Below are 16,125 nucleotides of genomic sequence, written 5' to 3'. Positions count from 1 at the left end.
GGGGCCAGGTCCAGGAACACCGAGCGGCGTTCGCGTTCGGCGACTCGTCGCTTCTCGGCGAGGTCGGGGTTGAGTGCGATCAGGGTGGCGCGCACGTGCCGGGTCAGCTGCGGCACCGTCATCTCGCGCGACTTGGCGACCGCGTCGTCGATCACCGCGTCGCGCTCACCCGCGTCGATCCCGGTGCCGGCCTTGCTGATTTCCTCGAGGATGACGTCGATCTTGCGGGCCTCGATCGCCCCGACCCTCCAGGCGTCGCCCAGGGTGGGGTGCTGGTCGGTGCCCCAGGCGCGCAGGAACAGGTTCTGCCCCGCCTGCCGGGTGCACACCAACGCACACCCCAGCTCATCCGGGACGTGCCGCAACGCGTCCGGGGTCCGCGCGCCGAGCTCGCGCACGAACGTGGCCTGCACCGACTGCAGCATGTTGATCGCCTGCTGCGAGGCGGCCACCGCGTTGACCAGCGCCGCACCCGAAACCTCCGCGACCGGCACCGCCGTCAACATCCCCACCAGAGAAGCCAGATCGACGTCGGGCAGTGGGAACTCCTCGACCCAGCCGAGGTCGACCACCCGTGCACCCCGACCCGGCACGGGCGCCGCGTCCGAGCGCGAACCGTGACCCGAGTCCGCCCACGGCACCGCGCGGGGTGAGACCGACATGCCGGGCGACGTCGATGTGAAGGCAGCCGCCGGGAAGCGGGCAGCGACAGGGCGCGGAGCGGAGGGCGTCGCCGGGGCCGGGACGAGCTCGGCGACCAGTGCGACGCCGCCGCGGACAGGCAGGTCGGCAAGCAGGTCATCGACCGCGCGATCGTCCAGCATCGCCGTCACCGTCGGCACCTCCTTCGCTCGTCCGAGAGAGCCCCCGAACCGGCCCCGCTATCGAACAAGTGTACGAGTGACCACTGACATTCGCCGCTGAACAGAAGTGGCCGCCAGCGCGATCGGGATGGCCACGTCAACCACCCGCTGTTCTGGGAGAACCCGCCAGTGGCGGAGCGCCTACTGACCCAGCGCCGCCAACGCCATCTCCTCGAGGAGCGCGCGGGTGCGAGACGTCGTCACGGAGCGAGCGCTGTGCGGCGTGGAGTTGAGCAGCCCGAACGTGGCCTGGGCCCGGAGCCGCAGCTCGGGGCGCTCGGTGGCCGGGCTGAGCCGGCGCAGGACGTCGACCCACAGGTCGACGTACCGGCGTTGCAGGTCGCGGACGGCCTCGCGGTCGGCGGGAGAGAGTGACGCGAGGTCACGGTCCTGCACGCGGATGACGTCGGGATCGCGCAGCGCGAAGTCGACGTGGAATCTGACGAGGGCGACGAGTGCAGAGGGGTCGTCGCTGGACGCTGACACCACGGCGCGCCCGCCGGTGAGCAGGCCCTCGCTCACGCCGACGAGCAGCGCCGCGAGGACCGCCTGCTTGCTGGGGAAGTGGCGGTACACCGCGGGTCCGCTGATGCCCACCGACGAGCCGAGGTCCTCGATGGACACGCCGTCGAAGCCGCGGTCGGCGAACAGCTGTGCGGCCGACGACAGGAGGGCGTCGCGACGCTCGGCCTTGGCCCGCCCGCGGGCGGTCGGCACGGTGTCGACGGCCATGACGCCCCCCTTCGTGGACAACGACGTGATCGCAGACTAGCCTCATTTCAGTTAGCGATCCCTAACTGACTTGATCCTCTCCAGCCACCCCATGGAGACAGCGTCGATGGAGATGCTCAGCACGACAGCCGACCCGGCTGCGCCGGCGTTCAGCGCGAACGACGAGTCCCAGCGCGCGCTCGTCGCGGAGCTGGAGGAGCGGCTCCGCACCGCAGCTCTCGGCGGCCCGCAGAAGTCACGCGAGCGCCACGTCGCCCGCGGCAAGCTGCTCCCGCGCGAGCGGATCGACGTCCTCCTCGACGAGGGCAGCCCGTTCCTCGAGGTCGCGCCGCTCGCCGCCGACGGCCTCTACGACGGCGAGGCGCCAGGCGCGGGGGTCATCGCGGGCATCGGCCTGGTGCACGGGCGGCACGTCATGGTCCTGTCGAACGACGCGACCGTGAAGGGCGGCACCTACTTCCCGCTCACGGTGAAGAAGCACCTGCGCGCGCAGGAGATCGCGCTCGAGAACCGGCTGCCCTGCCTGTACCTCGTGGACTCCGGAGGCGCGTTCCTGCCCAAGCAGGACGAGGTGTTCCCGGACAAGGACCACTTCGGCCGGATCTTCTTCAACCAGGCCCGGATGTCGGCGGAGGGCATCCCGCAGATCGCGTGCGTGATGGGCTCGTGCACGGCCGGCGGCGCGTACGTGCCGGCGATGAGCGACGAGACGGTCATCGTCCGCGGGCAGGGGACGATCTTCCTGGGCGGCCCGCCGCTGGTGAAGGCGGCGACCGGTGAGGTGGTCACGGCCGAGGACCTCGGCGGCGGTGAGCTGCACGCGCGGACGTCGGGAGTCACCGACCACCTCGCGGAGAACGACGCGCACGCGCTGCAGATCGTGCGGGACATCGTCGCGACCCTGCCGGTGCCGACGAGCACGGCGTGGGAGGTCCACGAGAGCCGCCCGCCCAAGGTCGACGAGAGCCAGCTGTACGGCGTCGTGCCCACCGACCTGCTGACCCCCTACGACGTGCACGAGGTCATCGGCCGGCTGGTCGACGGCAGCGAGCTGCACGAGTTCAAGCGCGAGTACGGCACGACGCTGGTCACCGGGTTCGCTCGGCTGCACGGCCACCCCGTCGGCATCGTCGCCAACAACGGGGTGCTGTTCAGCGAGTCGGCGCTCAAAGGCGCCCACTTCATCGAGCTGTGCGACCAGCGCGGCATCCCGCTCGTGTTCCTGCAGAACGTCAACGGCTTCATGGTCGGCCGGGACTACGAGGCGGGCGGCATCGCGAAGCACGGCGCCAAGATGGTGACGGCCGTCGCGACCACCCGCGTGCCCAAGCTGACGGTCGTGATCGGCGGCTCGTTCGGCGCCGGCAACTACTCGATGTGCGGGCGCGCCTACGGCCCGCGGTTCCTGTGGATGTGGCCGGCGAGCCGGATCTCCGTCATGGGCGGCCCGCAGGCGGCGTCGGTGCTGGCGACGGTGCGCCGCGAGCAGCTGGGTGACGACTGGAGCGCCGCCGACGAAGAGGCGTTCAAGGCGCCGCTGCGCGAGCAGTACGAGACGCAGGGGAGCCCCTACTACGCGACCGCGCGGCTGTGGGACGACGGGATCATCGACCCCGCCGACACCCGCCGCATCCTGGGCATGGCCCTCGACGTCTGCGCCACGGTGCCGCTCGGCGAGCCGCGCCTCGGCCTGTTCCGGATGTGACGGCCGTGTTCAGCACCGTGCTCGTGGCGAACCGCGGGGAGATCGCGTGCCGCGTGATCGCGACCCTCAGAAATCTGGGCATCCGCGCCGTCGCCGTCTACACCGACGCCGACCGGTCGGCGCTGCACGTCTCTCGCGCCGACGAGGCGGTGCGGATCGAGAGCTATCTGTCGATCCCCGACGTCGTCGCCGCGGCCGGGCGCACCGGCGCCGAGGCCGTCCACCCCGGGTACGGGTTCCTGTCCGAGAACGCGGACCTGGCTCGGGCGTGCGAGGCCGCCGGGATCGTGTTCGTCGGCCCTGGGGTCAAGGCCCTCGAGGTCATGGGCGACAAGATCCGCGCCAAGGAGCACGTGTCGGCGGCGGGTGTTCCGGTGATCCCGGGTTCGTCGGTGGTCGACGCCGAGTCCGCCGCACGTGTCGGGTACCCGCTGCTGGTCAAGCCCTCGGCGGGCGGCGGTGGCAAGGGGATGGTGGTGGTCGAGCGAGCGGAGGACCTTGCCGACGCCCTCGCCGGCGCCCGTCGCGTCGCCGCGTCGGCGTTCGGCGACGACACCCTGCTGCTCGAGCGCCTGGTGACCAGCCCGCGGCACATCGAGGTACAGCTGCTTGCCGACGAGCACGGCGCGGTGATCCACCTCGGCGAGCGCGAGTGCTCGCTGCAGCGCCGGCACCAGAAGGTGATCGAGGAGGCGCCGTCGCCGCTGCTGACTCCCGAGACGCGGTCCTCGATCGGCGCCGCGGCCTGCGAGGTCGCGCGGACCGTCGGCTACGTCGGCGCGGGCACCGTCGAGTTCCTGGTGTCCGACGACGCGCCCACCGAGTTCTTCTTCATGGAGATGAACACGCGCCTGCAGGTCGAGCACCCGGTCACCGAGCTGGTCACCGGGCTGGACCTGGTCGAGTGGCAGCTGCGGATCGCCGCGGGGGAGCCGCTGGCGCTCCACGACGTGCCGCTGACCGGTCACGCCGTCGAGGCCCGCGTCTACGCCGAGGACCCGTCGCGCGACTTCCTGCCGTCGTCGGGGACCGTGCTGCAGCTCGACGAGCCCACGGGCGAGGGCATCCGCGTCGACAGCTCCCTGCGCCCGGGCCTGGAGATCGGGTCGACCTACGACCCGATGCTCGCGAAGGTGGTCGCGTGGGGTCCTTCGCGGGACGAGGCGCTCGCCCGCCTCGACGGCGCGCTCGCCCGCACGACGATCCTCGGCGTGCGCACCAACATCGCGTACCTGCGCCAGATCCTGGCCGACCCCGACGTCCGCGCCGGCCGGCTCGACACCGGTCTGCTGGGGAGGCTCACGCCGGCGACCGGCGAGCCCGACCCGGTGTCCGTGATCGCGGCGGCGCTGTGGCTGCACGGCTCGCCCGGCACCGGCCCCTGGCGGTCCGACGGCTGGCGCCTCGGCGACCCGCGGCCCAGCCACTACGACTTCCGGGGCGTCGGCGAGGTATCCGTGCTCGGCGACACCGTGGCGATCGGCGACGACGAGCCCGTGCGGGCGAGCGTCGTGCGCCGCGGGACCGATGCCGTCGACGTAGAGGTCGGCGGCGTCGTGCACTCGCGGCGCATCGCCGTCGACGGACCCGTCGTGTGGGTCGGCGCCGACGAGCTGCGCGTGGTCAGCCGGGTCGAGCGCCTCGCCGACGACCTGGCCAGGAGGGTCCGCGGCGAGCGCGCCGTGGACCCGGACGTCCGTTCTCCGATGCCCGGCATCGTCGTCTCGACCGACGTGGCGACCGGCGACAGCGTCGTCGCAGGTCAGACCCTCCTCGTGATCGAGGCGATGAAGATGGAGCACCGGGTCGTCGCCCCCAGCGACGGCATCGTCACCCTCACGGTCCGACCGACCGACCGGGTGGCACTCGACCACGTGGTGGCCACCATCTCCGGCCACCCCGACGAAGGGATCCCGGCATGACCTACGACCTCACCCCCGAGCAGCAGAAGCTCGCCGACGAGGTGCGCGACTTCGCCGACACCGTCGTCGCGCCGGCCGCGTACGAGTACGACACCAAGCGGGAGCTGCCGTACGAGATCCTCGCGCAGATGGGGGAGATGGGGCTGTTCGGACTGCCCTTCCCGACGGAGGTCGGCGGGCAGGGCCGGGACTACGTCGACCTGTGCCTCGCCGTGGAGCAGCTGGCCCGGGTGGACCAGTCCATCGCCGTGACGCTCGAGGCCGGCGTGGGACTGGGCGCGATGCCGGTGTGGCGCAGCGGGACCGAGGCGCAGAAGCAGGAGTGGATCCCCATGCTCGCGCAGGGCAAGGCGCTCGCGGCCTTCGGGCTGACCGAGGCCGACGCGGGCTCGGACGCGGGCGGCACCAAGACGACCGCGCGCCTGGAGGACGGCGAGTGGGTGATCAACGGCAGCAAGCAGTTCATCACCAACTCCGGCTCCCGGATCACCCGCCTGCTGACGATCACCGCCGTCACCGGGGAGAGCGTCCGGGCCGACGGCTCGGTCAAGAAGGAGCTCACCGCGATCCTCGTGCCGGCGGGCACCCCGGGGCTGACGGTGCTGCCCGCGTACGACAAGGTCGGCTGGCACACGTCCGACACCCACCCGCTGCGCTTCGAGGACCTGCGCGTGCCCGAGGAGAACCTGCTCGGCGTGCGCGGCCGCGGCTTCGCCCAGTTCATCCAGACGCTCGACGAGGGCCGCGTCGCGTTCGCCGCCCTCTGCGCGGGTGCGGCGCAGGGTTGCCTCGAGGAGGCGATGCGCTACGCCAAGAGCCGCAACGTCTTCGGCCACCCGATCGGGGAGAACCAGCACATCGCGTTCACGATCGCCCGCATGGAGTCCCGCGTGCACTCCGCCCGGCTGGCGTGGCTCGACGCGGCCCACCGCCTGGTGGCGGGCCAGCCGTTCAAGCTCGAGGCCAGCCTGGCCAAGCTCATCGCGAGCGAGGCGGCCATGGCGAACGCGCGCGACGCCACGCAGATCTTCGGCGGGTACGGCGTCATGAACGAGAACCCGGTGGCCCGGCACTACCGCGACTCGAAGATCCTGGAGATCGGCGAGGGGACCACGGAGGTGCAGCTCATGGTGATCGCGCGGGAGCTGGGCTTCGCCGGGGCGCCGCGATGACGAAGGACGTCGAGCAGCGCGGGCTGTACTACGAGGAGCTCGAGCTGGACACCCGCTACGTGCACCGGCCGGGCCGCACGCTGACCGAGGCGGACAACGTCCTGTTCAGCACGCTCACCATGAACGGCCAGGCGCTGCACCTGGACGCGGCCTGGTCGGCCGAGCAGCCCTTCGGGCAGCGGCTGGTGAACTCGATGATGACCCTGGCCGTGCTCGTCGGGAGCTCGGTCGACCAGCTGACCCAGGGCACCATCGTCGCCAACCTCGGGTTCACCGACGTGCGGTTCCCGCACCCGCTGTTCCACGGGGACACGCTGTACTCGTCGACGACCGTGCTCGACAAGCGGCTCTCGGCATCCCGTCCGGGGCAGGGCGTCGTGACCCTCGAGCACACCGGCCGCAACCAGGACGACGTCGTCGTCGCCGTCGCGACCCGGACGGTCCTGTTCTGGTGCCGGCCGTGATCGGTCCCGCCCTGCTGTTCTGCCCGGCCGACCGCCCCGACCGCTACGCGAAGGCGGCCGCCCGGGCCGACACCGTCATCCTCGACCTCGAGGACGCCGTCGCTCCCGACGCCAAGGCGGCGGCCCGCGAGTCGCTCGCCACGGTGCCGCTGGACCCGCGCCGCACCATCGTCCGGCTCAACGCGGCCGACACCGACGACCTCGTCGAGGACCTCCGCGCGCTCCTGCGCACGCCGTACACGACGGTGATGCTGGCCAAGACCGCGTCCGCCGCCGACATCCGCCCGCTCGCCCGCTACGACGTCGTCGCGCTGGTGGAGACCGCGGCCGGCGTGCTCAACGCCGCGTCGATCGCCGCGCAGCTCAACGTCGTCGGACTCATGTGGGGTGCCGAGGACCTGGTCGCGTCGCTGGGTGGGACGTCCAGCAGGCACGCCGACGGGCGGTACCGCGACGTCGCCGTGCATGCGCGCTCCACCGTCCTGCTCGCGGCCGGGGCGCACGGCAAGGACGCGATCGACGCCGTGCACCTCGACATCGACGACATCGACGGGCTCGCCGCCGAGGCGGCCGACGCCGCGGCCAGCGGGTTCGCCGCCACCGCGTGCATCCACCCGTCCCAGGTCGACGTGATCCGCGCGGCGTACCGGCCGGACGAGGCCGAGGTGGCATGGGCTCGTGCGGTGCTGACGGCCTCGGCGGGGGAGCGGGGCGTGTTCCGGTGGGAGGGGCGGATGGTCGACGGACCGGTGCTGCGGCACGCGGAGCAGGTGCTGCGTCGCTCTGGCGTGGGGCCGGTCTAGGGCCCGAGCTGGTGAAGCTGTGCCTGAGGGTCCCAGCCGACAGGCGGGTCCTCTATCCCGGCCGAACGCCATGGCATGCCTTCGGCGATCCACCGTTCCCGCCAGGATTCGTACGTGAAGCCCTCGTCGTCATCGGTGACGCCGTACTCGAAGAAGCAGGAGGAGCAGATCTCGTACGACCCTCCACCACTGGGAGCTCTCGGTGGCTCGTCGAGTCCTGGGTAGCCACAGGCCGGGCACTGGTAGGTCATGGCAGGAGAATCCCATCTTGTCGTTCCCAGTAGGTGCTGCTCGAGGGTCGAAAGAACGTCCTCGTTCGGCCGGAAGCGTCGAACGAGCCAAAGGTGTTGGTCGACGGCTCGTAGACGCGGATGGTGCCATCACTGTCGATGCGGGTGGGTAGTCCCTCGTGCACGGCACGCTGGAAGAACTCAGAAGCCATGCCGGCGTACTCGTCCGCACTTGTAGCGCCGAACTGATGTGCGTGCTTCGAGACGTGCTTCTCGAGGGTGAGGGCGTTCGCCCAACTGTCGTCGGTGCTGATCCGGACGTACGGCGACGGCTCGGTCCCGAGCACCTCGATGACGAGCGGTGGCGGCTCGGCGATCGCTGCCGCCCGGCCGACGACGCTCGCTGAGCGGCCGGCGAGCGCAGCCGTGCCCGCCGAGCCCACGGTGAGAACGACGTCCGGCGCCAGTCGCCCCCACCAGCGACCCGGTTCGTCGTCCAGCCCGCGCGTGTCGACGAGTGCGCTGACGGTGTCGCCGGGGTCGTCGGCGAACGCTCTGGTGAGCGCGATCGCGCCGGCGGCCTGGTCGTACTGGTGGCGCCAGTACTCCGCGGGGTCGTAGGCGGACCGCATCGGGTCGCTCTCGAGCAGCGACGAGCCGAGCTGCGACGCCCAGTCCMACAGACCGGCGAAGAAGTCGTCAGCGTGGAACTGCCCGTCCGGCAGGCCGTCGCCGAGGCCGTCGAGCGCCCGGGCGAGGGCGCGCGCCGATGCCGCTGCGCCGGCGCGGGCGTCGACCAGGACCGCCAGCGCGAGCGCGCGAGTGTCGACCGGGGAGCACGAGGTCGGGTCGCCCTCCCAGAGGCGGATCGCCATCAGCGCTCGGCTTCGTGCCCAGGTCAGCGCGGCGGCGTGCGAGCGCAGCGCCGCCGCAGCTGCGCGGTAGGCGGCCGCGACCGCCGACGGGGCGGGGACCAGCTGCTCGCGCCGGTGCGCCCACCCGGCCGCCGGGGCGCCCGACCAGGACGGCGTCGCGGTGGATCGGGTCGCCCCCTCCGAGAGGAGATCGAGAGCACTCGCCTGCGCGTCGATCTCGCGAGCGTCCGCCAGGACGTCGTCGGCGCTGCCAGGGACGAGTCGGGCCGGGTCGCGGGTGTCGTCCAGCGAGCCGAGGGCGGTGCTCACAGGGCTGCACCGAGGTGGCGCAGGGCGGTGTGCGCGTTCTCGTCGGCCATCTCGTACGCGGTGGCGGTCTGCCGCAGATTCACGCGAGCGTCCTCCACCTCGATCGCGAGCCCGGCGAGCAGGTGGTGGAAACGGTCGCGGAAGCGGCGGCCCGACTCGAGCGCCTCGACGCTGCCCCACGCGGAGGCCTGGCTCATCAAGATGCGACCGCGGACGTCGTCCAGCCCGTCGCCCAGCTCGGCCAGCCTGGTCGACGCGCCGCGCAGCTCGGCGACGTCGACCGTGAACTCGTCGATCTGCTGCGCGATGGTCACGGCGGCGTCCCCCAGGCTGCTCCGGTGTCTGGTGGGGAAGGTAGCCACCTAGCGAGGTGCGCCGTCGAGGTTGTGCACAGGGGAGTGTGACGTCTCTCTCGTCACGGATTGCGCGCGATCGGGAAGCATCGGCACGGGAGGTCGTGTTGCCCCCGGAGTCCGCCGAACTCGGCCCGTCACCGACACCCTGGGAGCACCCCGCGTGAGCACGTGGAACCTGACCGAGCGCCTCGCCGTCGACCTGCACCGGGTGGCCAGCGCGCTCTGTCGTCCCGTCCACAGTCGCTGAACCGCGCCGGACCCCATCGTCCCCCTCGTCGTGACCCGCGCCGCCAGAGCGGCGCGCCCCCGAAAGGCCTCTCGTGACTGACCTCTCCACGCAGCCGAAGCGTCGGCTGCGCCTCCCGTCCTTCTCCGTCCAGGTCTTGCTCGGCCTCGGCCTCGGCGTGCTGCTCGGCTGGATCGCCCTCCAGATGGGCCCCACCGCGTCCGGCGACCCGAACTGGCTGGCCACGACGCTGGACACCATCGGCTCGTCGTTCGTCACGCTGCTCAAGGCGATCGTGCCGCCGCTGGTGTTCCTCGCGATCGTCACGTCGATCGCCAACCTGCAGGAGGTGACCAACGCCGCGCGGCTGGCGTGGCAGACGCTGCTGTGGTTCGCCATCACGGCGGCGATCTCCGTCGCGATCGGCATCGGGCTCGGCCTGCTGTTCCAGCCCGGGCACAACTCGACACTGAGCCCGGAGGCGGGCTCCGAGGTCGGCGTGACCGGCAGCTGGCTCGACTTCCTCAACGGTCTGATCCCGAGCAACTTCCTCGGGCTCGGCGCGAGCACGGCGGACCACGACGGCGCGCTGACCACGTCGATCTCGTTCAACGTCCTGCAGATCGTGGTCATCGCGATCGTCGTCGGCATCGCCGCCCTGCGCAGCGGCAGCGCGGCGCAGCCGTTCCTGGCGTTCACACGCTCGGCGCTCGCGATCGTGCAGAAGGTCCTGTGGTGGGTCATCCGCCTCGCGCCGCTGGGCACCCTGGGCCTCATCGGCCGGGCCGTGGCGACGTACGGCTGGGACCTGCTCGCCCCGCTCGGCACGTTCGCCGTCGCGATCTACGTCGGTCTCGCGCTCGTGCTGTTCGTCGTCTACCCGGTGATCCTGCGGACCAACGGGCTCGGGATCGTGAGCTTCTTCCGGGGCGCGTGGCCGGCGATCGAGCTCGCGTTCGTCTCGCGCTCCTCGGTCGGCACGCTGCCCGTGACCCAGCGCGTGGTCGAGCGGAACCTCGGCGTGCCGCGGTCCTACGCGTCGTTCGCGGTGCCGCTGGCGGCGACGACGAAGATGGACGGCTGCGCCTCGATCTACCCCGCGATCTCGGCGATCTTCGTCGCGCAGCTGTTCGGCATCCAGCTCTCGCTCACCGACTACCTGCTCATCGCGTTCGTGTCCGTGGTCGGCTCCGCCGCCACCGCGGGCCTGACCGGCGCGGTCGTCATGCTGACGCTGACCCTGTCGACGCTCGGCCTGCCGCTCGCCGGCGTGGGTCTGCTGCTGGCCATCGACCCGATCCTCGACATGGGCCGCACCGCGGTGAACGTGGCCGGCCAGGCGCTCGTGCCGACGATCGTCGCCAAGCGCGAGGGCATCCTCGACCTCGACCAGTACGCCTCGGCGTCCGCGGAGGACATCTTCCAGGACGACGTGGAGCCCGACACCGAGCAGGCCGAGCGCCGGGAGCCGGTCGCCGTCTCCTGAGCTGGTCGGTGCGGGACCGATGAGTCCAGCCGTCGTCGCCGGTATGTATCCGCGGAGGCCCGCTCGGGCCTCCGCGGCGGTGCCAGCACCGTCGACCACCGCAGACGGGAGTGCATCATGACGACGCTCGACACGCTCGACACCACCACGGTCGAGGGCCTGCTCGCACAGATGGTCACCGCGTGGGGCGCCCACGACGCCGACGCCTTCGCCGACCTGTACGCCGACGACGCCACCGTGGTGACGGCCGGCACCTACGTCCAGGGCAAGGACCAGATCCACGCCTTCATGACCGCGGGGTTCGCCGGTCCCCTCCGGGGCACCAGGTCGGTCGAGGAGCCCGAGCGGATCCGGTACCTGTCGCCCGACGTGGCGGTGGTGAACAGCCGCAGCGGCTTCGCGCCGGCCGGGGCGCCGGTACCCCCGGAGGCCGAGCGCCGAGCCACGTGGGTGCTTGCACGGTCCGACGGGCGCTGGCTGGTCGAGTCGTACCACAACTGCGCGGCGAACCCGGCGTGACGGCCGTCGGAGCGGGGCTCGGACCGGGCCCCCGCGCCGGCGGTGCAGCGTGCACAATCCCCAGGGGAGAGGGGTGCGCCGCCGGTGACGATCAGCGAGGACTTCGAACGACGGGTCACGCCCTACCGGCGTGAGCTCCTGGCCCACTGCTACCAGATGCTCGGGTCCGCGCACGACGCCGAGGACCTCGTCCAGGAGACGATGCTGCGGGCCTGGCGCGCGTACGACCGGTACGACGACGCGCGGGCCTCGATGCGCACCTGGCTCTACCGGATCGCGACGAACGCCTGCCTGACCGCCCTGGACGGCAGGCGCCGTCGCCCCCTGCCGTCGGGCCTCGGCGCGCCCGGCGACGACCCTCGCGCGCCGCTGGTCCCGTCGTTCGAGGTGCCCTGGCTGGAGCCGTTCCCGGACGCCATGGTCGACGCCGACCCCGCGGTCGTCGTCCTCGCCCGGGGCCAGCTGCGGCTCGCGCTGGTGGCGGCGCTGCAGCACCTGGCCGCCCGGCAGCGGGCCATCCTCATCCTGCGGGAGGTGCTGGAGTGGTCGGCGGTCGAGACGGCGGACGCCCTCGGCACCACGCCGGCTGCGGTCAACAGCGGCCTGCAGCGTGCGCGGGCGCGGCTGAGCGAGCTGGGGATCGCCGCCGACCAGGTGGCCGAGCCGGTGACCGCGGACCAGCGTGCCGTGGTCGAGCGCTACGTCGCGGCGTTCGTCGACGCGGACCTCGCCGCCCTCGCCGAGCTGCTCACCGAGGACGTCGTGCTCGAGATGCCCCCGGTCCCCGCCTGGTTCCGGGGACGCGCGGACTACGTGGCGTTCCTCGCGCACGTCTTCGAGCGGCGCGGCACCGACTGGCGGATGGTGCCCGTCGGCTGCAACGGGCAGCCGGCGGTCGCGGCGTACGTACGCGAGGGGGCGACCTACCGGCTGCACTCGCTGCAGGTGTTCACGGTGACCGCCGGGCGGGTCGCGGGGACGATGGTGTTCGCCGACCCCGCGACCCTGGCGATGTTCGCCGTGCCCGCGGAGCTGGTCAGGACTGGAGGAACTCCAGCAGGTCCGCGTTGATCGTCGCGGCCTCGGTGGTCGGCATCCCGTGCGGGAAGCCGGCGTACGTCTTGAGGGTCCCGTTCTGCAGGAGCTCGGCCGACAGCGGTCCGGAGTCGGCGTAGGGGACCACCTGGTCGTCGTCGCCGTGCATGACGAGCGTGGGGACGGTGATCTTCTTCAGGTCCTCGGTGAAGTCGGTCTGCGAGAACGCGACGATGCCGTCGTAGTGGGCCTTCGCGCCGCCCATCATCCCCTGGCGCCACCAGTTCTCGATGATGGCCTCCGACGGCTCCCGGCCGGGCCGGTTGAAGCCGTAGAACGCGGTCGAGGGCAGGTCGCGGTAGAAGTTCGACCGGTTGGTGGCCACCTGCTCCTGGAGCCCGTCGAAGACCTCCTTGGGCAGGCCGCCCGGGTTGGAGTCGGTCTGCACCATGATCGGCGGGACGGCGCTGATGAGCACGGCCTTCGCCACGCGGCTCTCGCCGTGCCGGGCGATGTAGTGGACGACCTCGCCGCCGCCGGTGGAGTGGCCGATGTGGACCGCGTCGTGCAGGTCGAGGTGCTCGGTGAGCGCCGCCAGGTCGTCGGCGTAGTGGTCCATGTCGTGGCCGTCGGCCACCTGGGTGGAGCGTCCGTGGCCCCGGCGGTCGTGCGCGATGACGCGGTAGCCGTGCAGGAGGAAGAACATGAGCTGGGCGTCCCAGTCGTCGGACGACAGCGGCCAGCCGTGGCTGAACACGAGCGGCTGGCCCGAGCCCCAGTCCTTGTAGAAGATCTCGACGCCGTCGGTGGTGGTGATCGTGCCCATGGGTCCTCCAAGGAGCAGGGGGTGTGCTGTCCTCCGAGGCTAATGCGACATTCGCGACGCCGTGGACGATCAGCTCGAGATCCGCTCCTTGATCAGCCCGAGGACCCGGCCGACGTTGAGGGTCCAGCCGACCCCGAACACGCGGGGGTTGATGATGCTTCCGCTCTCGGGGTTCCAGAAGCGCTCCTTGATGCGCTCGGGCGTCGGGAACCGGAAGTCGTACGGCACGAAGCCGACCACGACGCCGTTCCACTGCCGTTCCTCGGCGGGCTGGCGCAGCTCCTTGACCAGCGCGGCGACGCCCAGGCCGAGGGTGATGAGGCGGATCAGCCGGCGGAGGTCGCGCGGCCCGTGCGAGCTGTCGTCGTGCGCTGCCATGGTGGCTCCCGTGTCGTCGCGATGGTGGTCTCCATGATCCACCTAGGACGACGTCCCGGAAGGGGCGAGCACCTCGCGCAGCCGCGCCGCGAACGCCTCCGGCTCGCCCGCGTGGCCGAACTCCGGCCCGGAGAAGCCGCCGTGGTGGCTGGGGAAGACCGCCAGCTCGAGACCGAGGGCGTCGGCGAGGGCCACCGACGTGCGCCACGTGAGCAGCCCCCTGCTCTCGACCCCGGCGGCGATGACCACGCGGGTCGACGCGCCCGTCAGCGCGGCGATGTCCGGGACGTAGGCGGTGACGGCGTCGGAGGCCCCCGACAGCAGGGGATCGTCTCGCGAGCCGTCGTCGTGGGTGGGCAGGGCGAACATGGCGGGGTCCGGCAGCGAGGCGGCGAACTCGTCGGTGAACTCGCCCTGCCACGACGTCAGCCCGATGAACGCCGCCATGCCGGCGCCCCAGCCGCGCTGCTGGTACGCGTCGTGCACGGCCCGCTCGGCGGCGGCCGCCCCCTCGGCGTCGGGCAGCACCCCGAGGATCGGGGGCTCGTGCGCGACGAGGGTGCGGACGTCCTCGGGATGCGTCGACACCAGCTGGAGCGCGGTGACCGCGCCGCCGCTGCTCCCGAACAGGTCGACCGGGCCGAGCACGCCGATGAGCGCGTGCAGGTCCTCGGCCTGCTGCTGCGGGCTGTTCGTGGTGTCGCCGTCCGTCCGCGCGCTGCGCCCGAGGCCCCGCGGGTCGTACGTGACGATCGTGCGGTCGGGGAGGAACGACGCCAGCGTGGCGAACCCCTCGGCCGTCATCGGCTGGCCGATGAGCAGCAGGGGGAGCTCGCCGTCGGCCGGCGGGAGCGGCCCTCGCACGTCGTAGACGAGCGACGCACCGGGCACGTCGAGGGTGTGGGTGGTCGGCATCGCGGCAGCCGTCCTCTCGTGGGGTCCGGGACCTGGCCATCGCACCACGCCGCGACCGCGGCGCGCTACGGGCTCTGCGCCCGAGGCTCAGTCCTCGAGCAACGGCACCTCCAGGCCCACGCCCCGGCGCAGCAGGCTCGCGCGGACGACCGCCTGGGTGCCGAACCGCACCGCGACCGCGTCGACCGCCGCGTCGATGCCGCCGCGGTCCACGCCGTCGAGCAGCAGCTCCGGCTGCACGAACGCGTCGGACTCCAGGCCGCCGAGCGCGACGCCGACCAGGGTGATCCCGCGCTCGCGCACGAGCGGGCCGGCGGCGGCCAGCAGCGCGAGGGCGGCAGCGGCGATGTGCTCGCCGGAGTCCGTCGCGAACGCGAACGACCGCGACCGGGTGACCTTCGTGTAGTCCTCGAACCGCAGCCGGAGCACCACGGTCCGCGCCACCCGGTGCGCCTTGCGCAGCCGACGGCAGACCCGGTCGACCAGGCCGAGCAGGGCCGCACGGACGGCCTCGGACGTGTGGGGCCCGTGCCCGAGCGCGCGCTGGGCCCCGATCGACCCGCGTGACTTGCCGACCACCACCCGCGCGGGCGTGTGCCCGTGCACCACGGCATAGAGGTGCCGGCCGGCGGCTGGCCCGAGGGTGCCGACGAGCACGGACGACGGCAGCGCCGCGAGGTCGCCCGCCGTCGTCAGCCCGTACGCGTGCAGCTTGCGCGCGGTCACGTCGCCGACGCCCCAGAGCAGCTCGATCGGCAGCGGGTGCAGGAACGCGTCCTCGCCGTCGGGCGGGACCAGCAGCAGCCCATCCGGCTTGGCCACCCGCGACGCCACCTTGGCCAGGAACGGCGTCCGCGCGACGCCGACGGTGATGGGCAGCCCGACCTCGTCGCGGACCCGGGCCCGCAGGCGCGCACCGATCTCGACCGGCGCCACGTCGATCCGGTGCAGGCCCGCGACGTCGAGGAACGCCTCGTCGATGGACACGCCCTGGACCAGGGGAGTGGTCTGGTGGAACAGCTCGAACACGGCCTTGCTCGCCTCGACGTAGGCATCGAACCGCGGGCGGACGACCACGAGGTCCGGGCACAGGGCACGCGCCTGCCGGCCGCCCATCGCCGTCTTCACGCCGCGGCGCTTGGCCTCGTACGAGCACGCGAGGACGACGCCGCCGCCGACGGCGATAGGTCGGCCGCGGAGCCGGGGGTCGTCGCGCTGCTCGACGGACGCGTAGAAGGCGTCGAGGTCGGCATGCAGGATGGTGGAGCGCACGAACACATGTTCGAACCTACGTCTGACACTAGGGTCT

The 16,125-nt window shown here is 72.3% G+C and carries 17 protein-coding genes; 9 read left to right on the top strand and 8 right to left on the bottom strand.

The annotated features are described in order from the left end of the window. A partial coding sequence (locus AC1DQC_RS17785; RefSeq protein WP_477052559.1) for a DUF222 domain-containing protein occupies nt 1–572 on the bottom strand: 572 nt, incomplete at its 3' end. Nucleotides 573–1,004: 432 nt separating this feature from the next. Then, complete coding sequence (locus AC1DQC_RS17780) at nt 1,005–1,595, bottom strand: SACE_7040 family transcriptional regulator (RefSeq protein ID WP_477052558.1); 591 nt, start codon at nt 1,593–1,595, stop codon at nt 1,005–1,007. A gap of 106 nt (nt 1,596–1,701) precedes the next feature. Here AC1DQC_RS17780 and AC1DQC_RS17775 point away from each other — a divergent pair, with 106 nt between their 5' ends. The 5 genes from AC1DQC_RS17775 to AC1DQC_RS17755 are packed head-to-tail and all read left to right on the top strand — an operon-like array spanning nt 1,702 to nt 7,661. Next, complete coding sequence (locus AC1DQC_RS17775) at nt 1,702–3,300, top strand: carboxyl transferase domain-containing protein (RefSeq protein WP_477052562.1); 1,599 nt, start codon at nt 1,702–1,704, stop codon at nt 3,298–3,300. Between the two features lie 5 nt (nt 3,301–3,305). Next, nucleotides 3,306–5,222, top strand: a complete 1,917-nt coding sequence (locus AC1DQC_RS17770) for an acetyl/propionyl/methylcrotonyl-CoA carboxylase subunit alpha (protein ID WP_477052557.1) — start codon at nt 3,306–3,308, stop codon at nt 5,220–5,222. Then, nucleotides 5,219–6,394 (top strand): acyl-CoA dehydrogenase family protein, encoded by a 1,176-nt coding sequence (locus AC1DQC_RS17765; protein ID WP_477052556.1) that lies wholly within the window; start codon nt 5,219–5,221, stop codon nt 6,392–6,394. Before AC1DQC_RS17770 ends, AC1DQC_RS17765 begins: the two co-directional genes overlap by 4 nt. Beyond that, nucleotides 6,391–6,858 carry a MaoC family dehydratase gene (locus AC1DQC_RS17760; protein WP_477052555.1) on the top strand — a complete coding sequence of 156 codons (468 nt, stop codon included), beginning with the start codon at nt 6,391–6,393 and terminating at the stop codon, nt 6,856–6,858. The genes AC1DQC_RS17765 and AC1DQC_RS17760 overlap by 4 nt, the downstream gene beginning before the upstream one ends. Further along, the gene (locus AC1DQC_RS17755; RefSeq protein WP_477052554.1) at nt 6,846–7,661 is read left to right on the top strand and encodes an HpcH/HpaI aldolase/citrate lyase family protein; all 816 of its coding nucleotides are present in this window, start codon (nt 6,846–6,848) and stop codon (nt 7,659–7,661) included. Before AC1DQC_RS17760 ends, AC1DQC_RS17755 begins: the two co-directional genes overlap by 13 nt. Before the next feature lie 247 nt (nt 7,662–7,908). Here AC1DQC_RS17755 and AC1DQC_RS17750 read toward each other — a convergent pair whose 3' ends face one another. Continuing rightward, a complete protein-coding gene (locus AC1DQC_RS17750) occupies nt 7,909–9,075 on the bottom strand; it encodes a putative T7SS-secreted protein (protein WP_477052553.1) in 1,167 nt (388 codons plus the stop codon). Next, nucleotides 9,072–9,389, bottom strand: a complete 318-nt coding sequence (locus AC1DQC_RS17745) for a hypothetical protein (protein WP_477052552.1) — start codon at nt 9,387–9,389, stop codon at nt 9,072–9,074. Before AC1DQC_RS17745 ends, AC1DQC_RS17750 begins: the two co-directional genes overlap by 4 nt. Nucleotides 9,390–9,591: 202 nt before the next feature. Here AC1DQC_RS17745 and AC1DQC_RS17740 point away from each other — a divergent pair, with 202 nt between their 5' ends. The 4 genes from AC1DQC_RS17740 to AC1DQC_RS17725 all read left to right on the top strand — a co-directional run bounded on the left by AC1DQC_RS17740 (nt 9,592) and on the right by AC1DQC_RS17725 (nt 12,733). Further along, nucleotides 9,592–9,678: a putative leader peptide gene (locus AC1DQC_RS17740; protein ID WP_477052561.1), complete on the top strand. Its 87-nt coding sequence runs from the start codon at nt 9,592–9,594 to the stop codon at nt 9,676–9,678. A gap of 73 nt (nt 9,679–9,751) precedes the next feature. Then, nucleotides 9,752–11,143 (top strand): dicarboxylate/amino acid:cation symporter, encoded by a 1,392-nt coding sequence (locus AC1DQC_RS17735; protein WP_477052551.1) that lies wholly within the window; start codon nt 9,752–9,754, stop codon nt 11,141–11,143. A gap of 117 nt (nt 11,144–11,260) precedes the next feature. Continuing rightward, nucleotides 11,261–11,662, top strand: coding sequence for an SgcJ/EcaC family oxidoreductase (locus AC1DQC_RS17730; protein WP_477052550.1), 402 nt, complete (start codon nt 11,261–11,263; stop codon nt 11,660–11,662). An 84-nt stretch (nt 11,663–11,746) separates the two neighbouring features. Continuing rightward, the gene (locus AC1DQC_RS17725; RefSeq protein WP_477052549.1) at nt 11,747–12,733 is read left to right on the top strand and encodes a sigma-70 family RNA polymerase sigma factor; all 987 of its coding nucleotides are present in this window, start codon (nt 11,747–11,749) and stop codon (nt 12,731–12,733) included. Here AC1DQC_RS17725 and AC1DQC_RS17720 read toward each other — a convergent pair. The 4 genes from AC1DQC_RS17720 to dinB form a co-directional block, all read right to left on the bottom strand. Next, nucleotides 12,699–13,523 carry an alpha/beta fold hydrolase gene (locus AC1DQC_RS17720; RefSeq protein ID WP_477052548.1) on the bottom strand — a complete coding sequence of 275 codons (825 nt, stop codon included), beginning with the start codon at nt 13,521–13,523 and terminating at the stop codon, nt 12,699–12,701. The genes AC1DQC_RS17725 and AC1DQC_RS17720 overlap by 35 nt on opposite strands. Nucleotides 13,524–13,592: 69 nt before the next feature. Further along, on the bottom strand, nt 13,593–13,901 hold the full coding sequence (locus AC1DQC_RS17715; protein WP_477052547.1) for a DUF5808 domain-containing protein: 309 nt from the start codon (nt 13,899–13,901) through the stop codon (nt 13,593–13,595). A gap of 42 nt (nt 13,902–13,943) precedes the next feature. After that, the gene (locus tag AC1DQC_RS17710) at nt 13,944–14,816 is read right to left on the bottom strand and encodes an alpha/beta fold hydrolase (RefSeq protein ID WP_477052546.1); all 873 of its coding nucleotides are present in this window, start codon (nt 14,814–14,816) and stop codon (nt 13,944–13,946) included. An 87-nt stretch (nt 14,817–14,903) separates the two neighbouring features. Further along, nucleotides 14,904–16,088: a DNA polymerase IV gene (gene dinB, locus AC1DQC_RS17705; protein WP_477052545.1), complete on the bottom strand. Its 1,185-nt coding sequence runs from the start codon at nt 16,086–16,088 to the stop codon at nt 14,904–14,906. Between the last annotated feature and the right edge of the window lie 37 nt (nt 16,089–16,125).

The organism is Cellulomonas sp. P4_H12 (assembly GCF_056400905.1).
The sequence above is the reverse complement of the archived record's forward strand: the minus strand, read 5'-3'. Positions and strand labels throughout refer to the sequence as shown.

Excerpts from the sequence above, each read along its gene's own strand:
- AC1DQC_RS17715 (WP_477052547.1), bottom strand. The coding sequence starts at position 13,901 with ATGGCAGCGCACGACGACAGCTCGCACGGGCCGCGCGACCTCCGCCGG.
- AC1DQC_RS17710 (WP_477052546.1), bottom strand. The coding sequence starts at position 14,816 with ATGCCGACCACCCACACCCTCGACGTGCCCGGTGCGTCGCTCGTCTAC.
- AC1DQC_RS17775 (WP_477052562.1), top strand. The coding sequence starts at position 1,702 with ATGGAGATGCTCAGCACGACAGCCGACCCGGCTGCGCCGGCGTTCAGC.
- AC1DQC_RS17730 (WP_477052550.1), top strand. The coding sequence starts at position 11,261 with ATGACGACGCTCGACACGCTCGACACCACCACGGTCGAGGGCCTGCTC.
- AC1DQC_RS17765 (WP_477052556.1), top strand. The coding sequence starts at position 5,219 with ATGACCTACGACCTCACCCCCGAGCAGCAGAAGCTCGCCGACGAGGTG.
- AC1DQC_RS17760 (WP_477052555.1), top strand. The coding sequence starts at position 6,391 with ATGACGAAGGACGTCGAGCAGCGCGGGCTGTACTACGAGGAGCTCGAG.
- AC1DQC_RS17780 (WP_477052558.1), bottom strand. The coding sequence starts at position 1,595 with ATGGCCGTCGACACCGTGCCGACCGCCCGCGGGCGGGCCAAGGCCGAG.
- AC1DQC_RS17720 (WP_477052548.1), bottom strand. The coding sequence starts at position 13,523 with ATGGGCACGATCACCACCACCGACGGCGTCGAGATCTTCTACAAGGAC.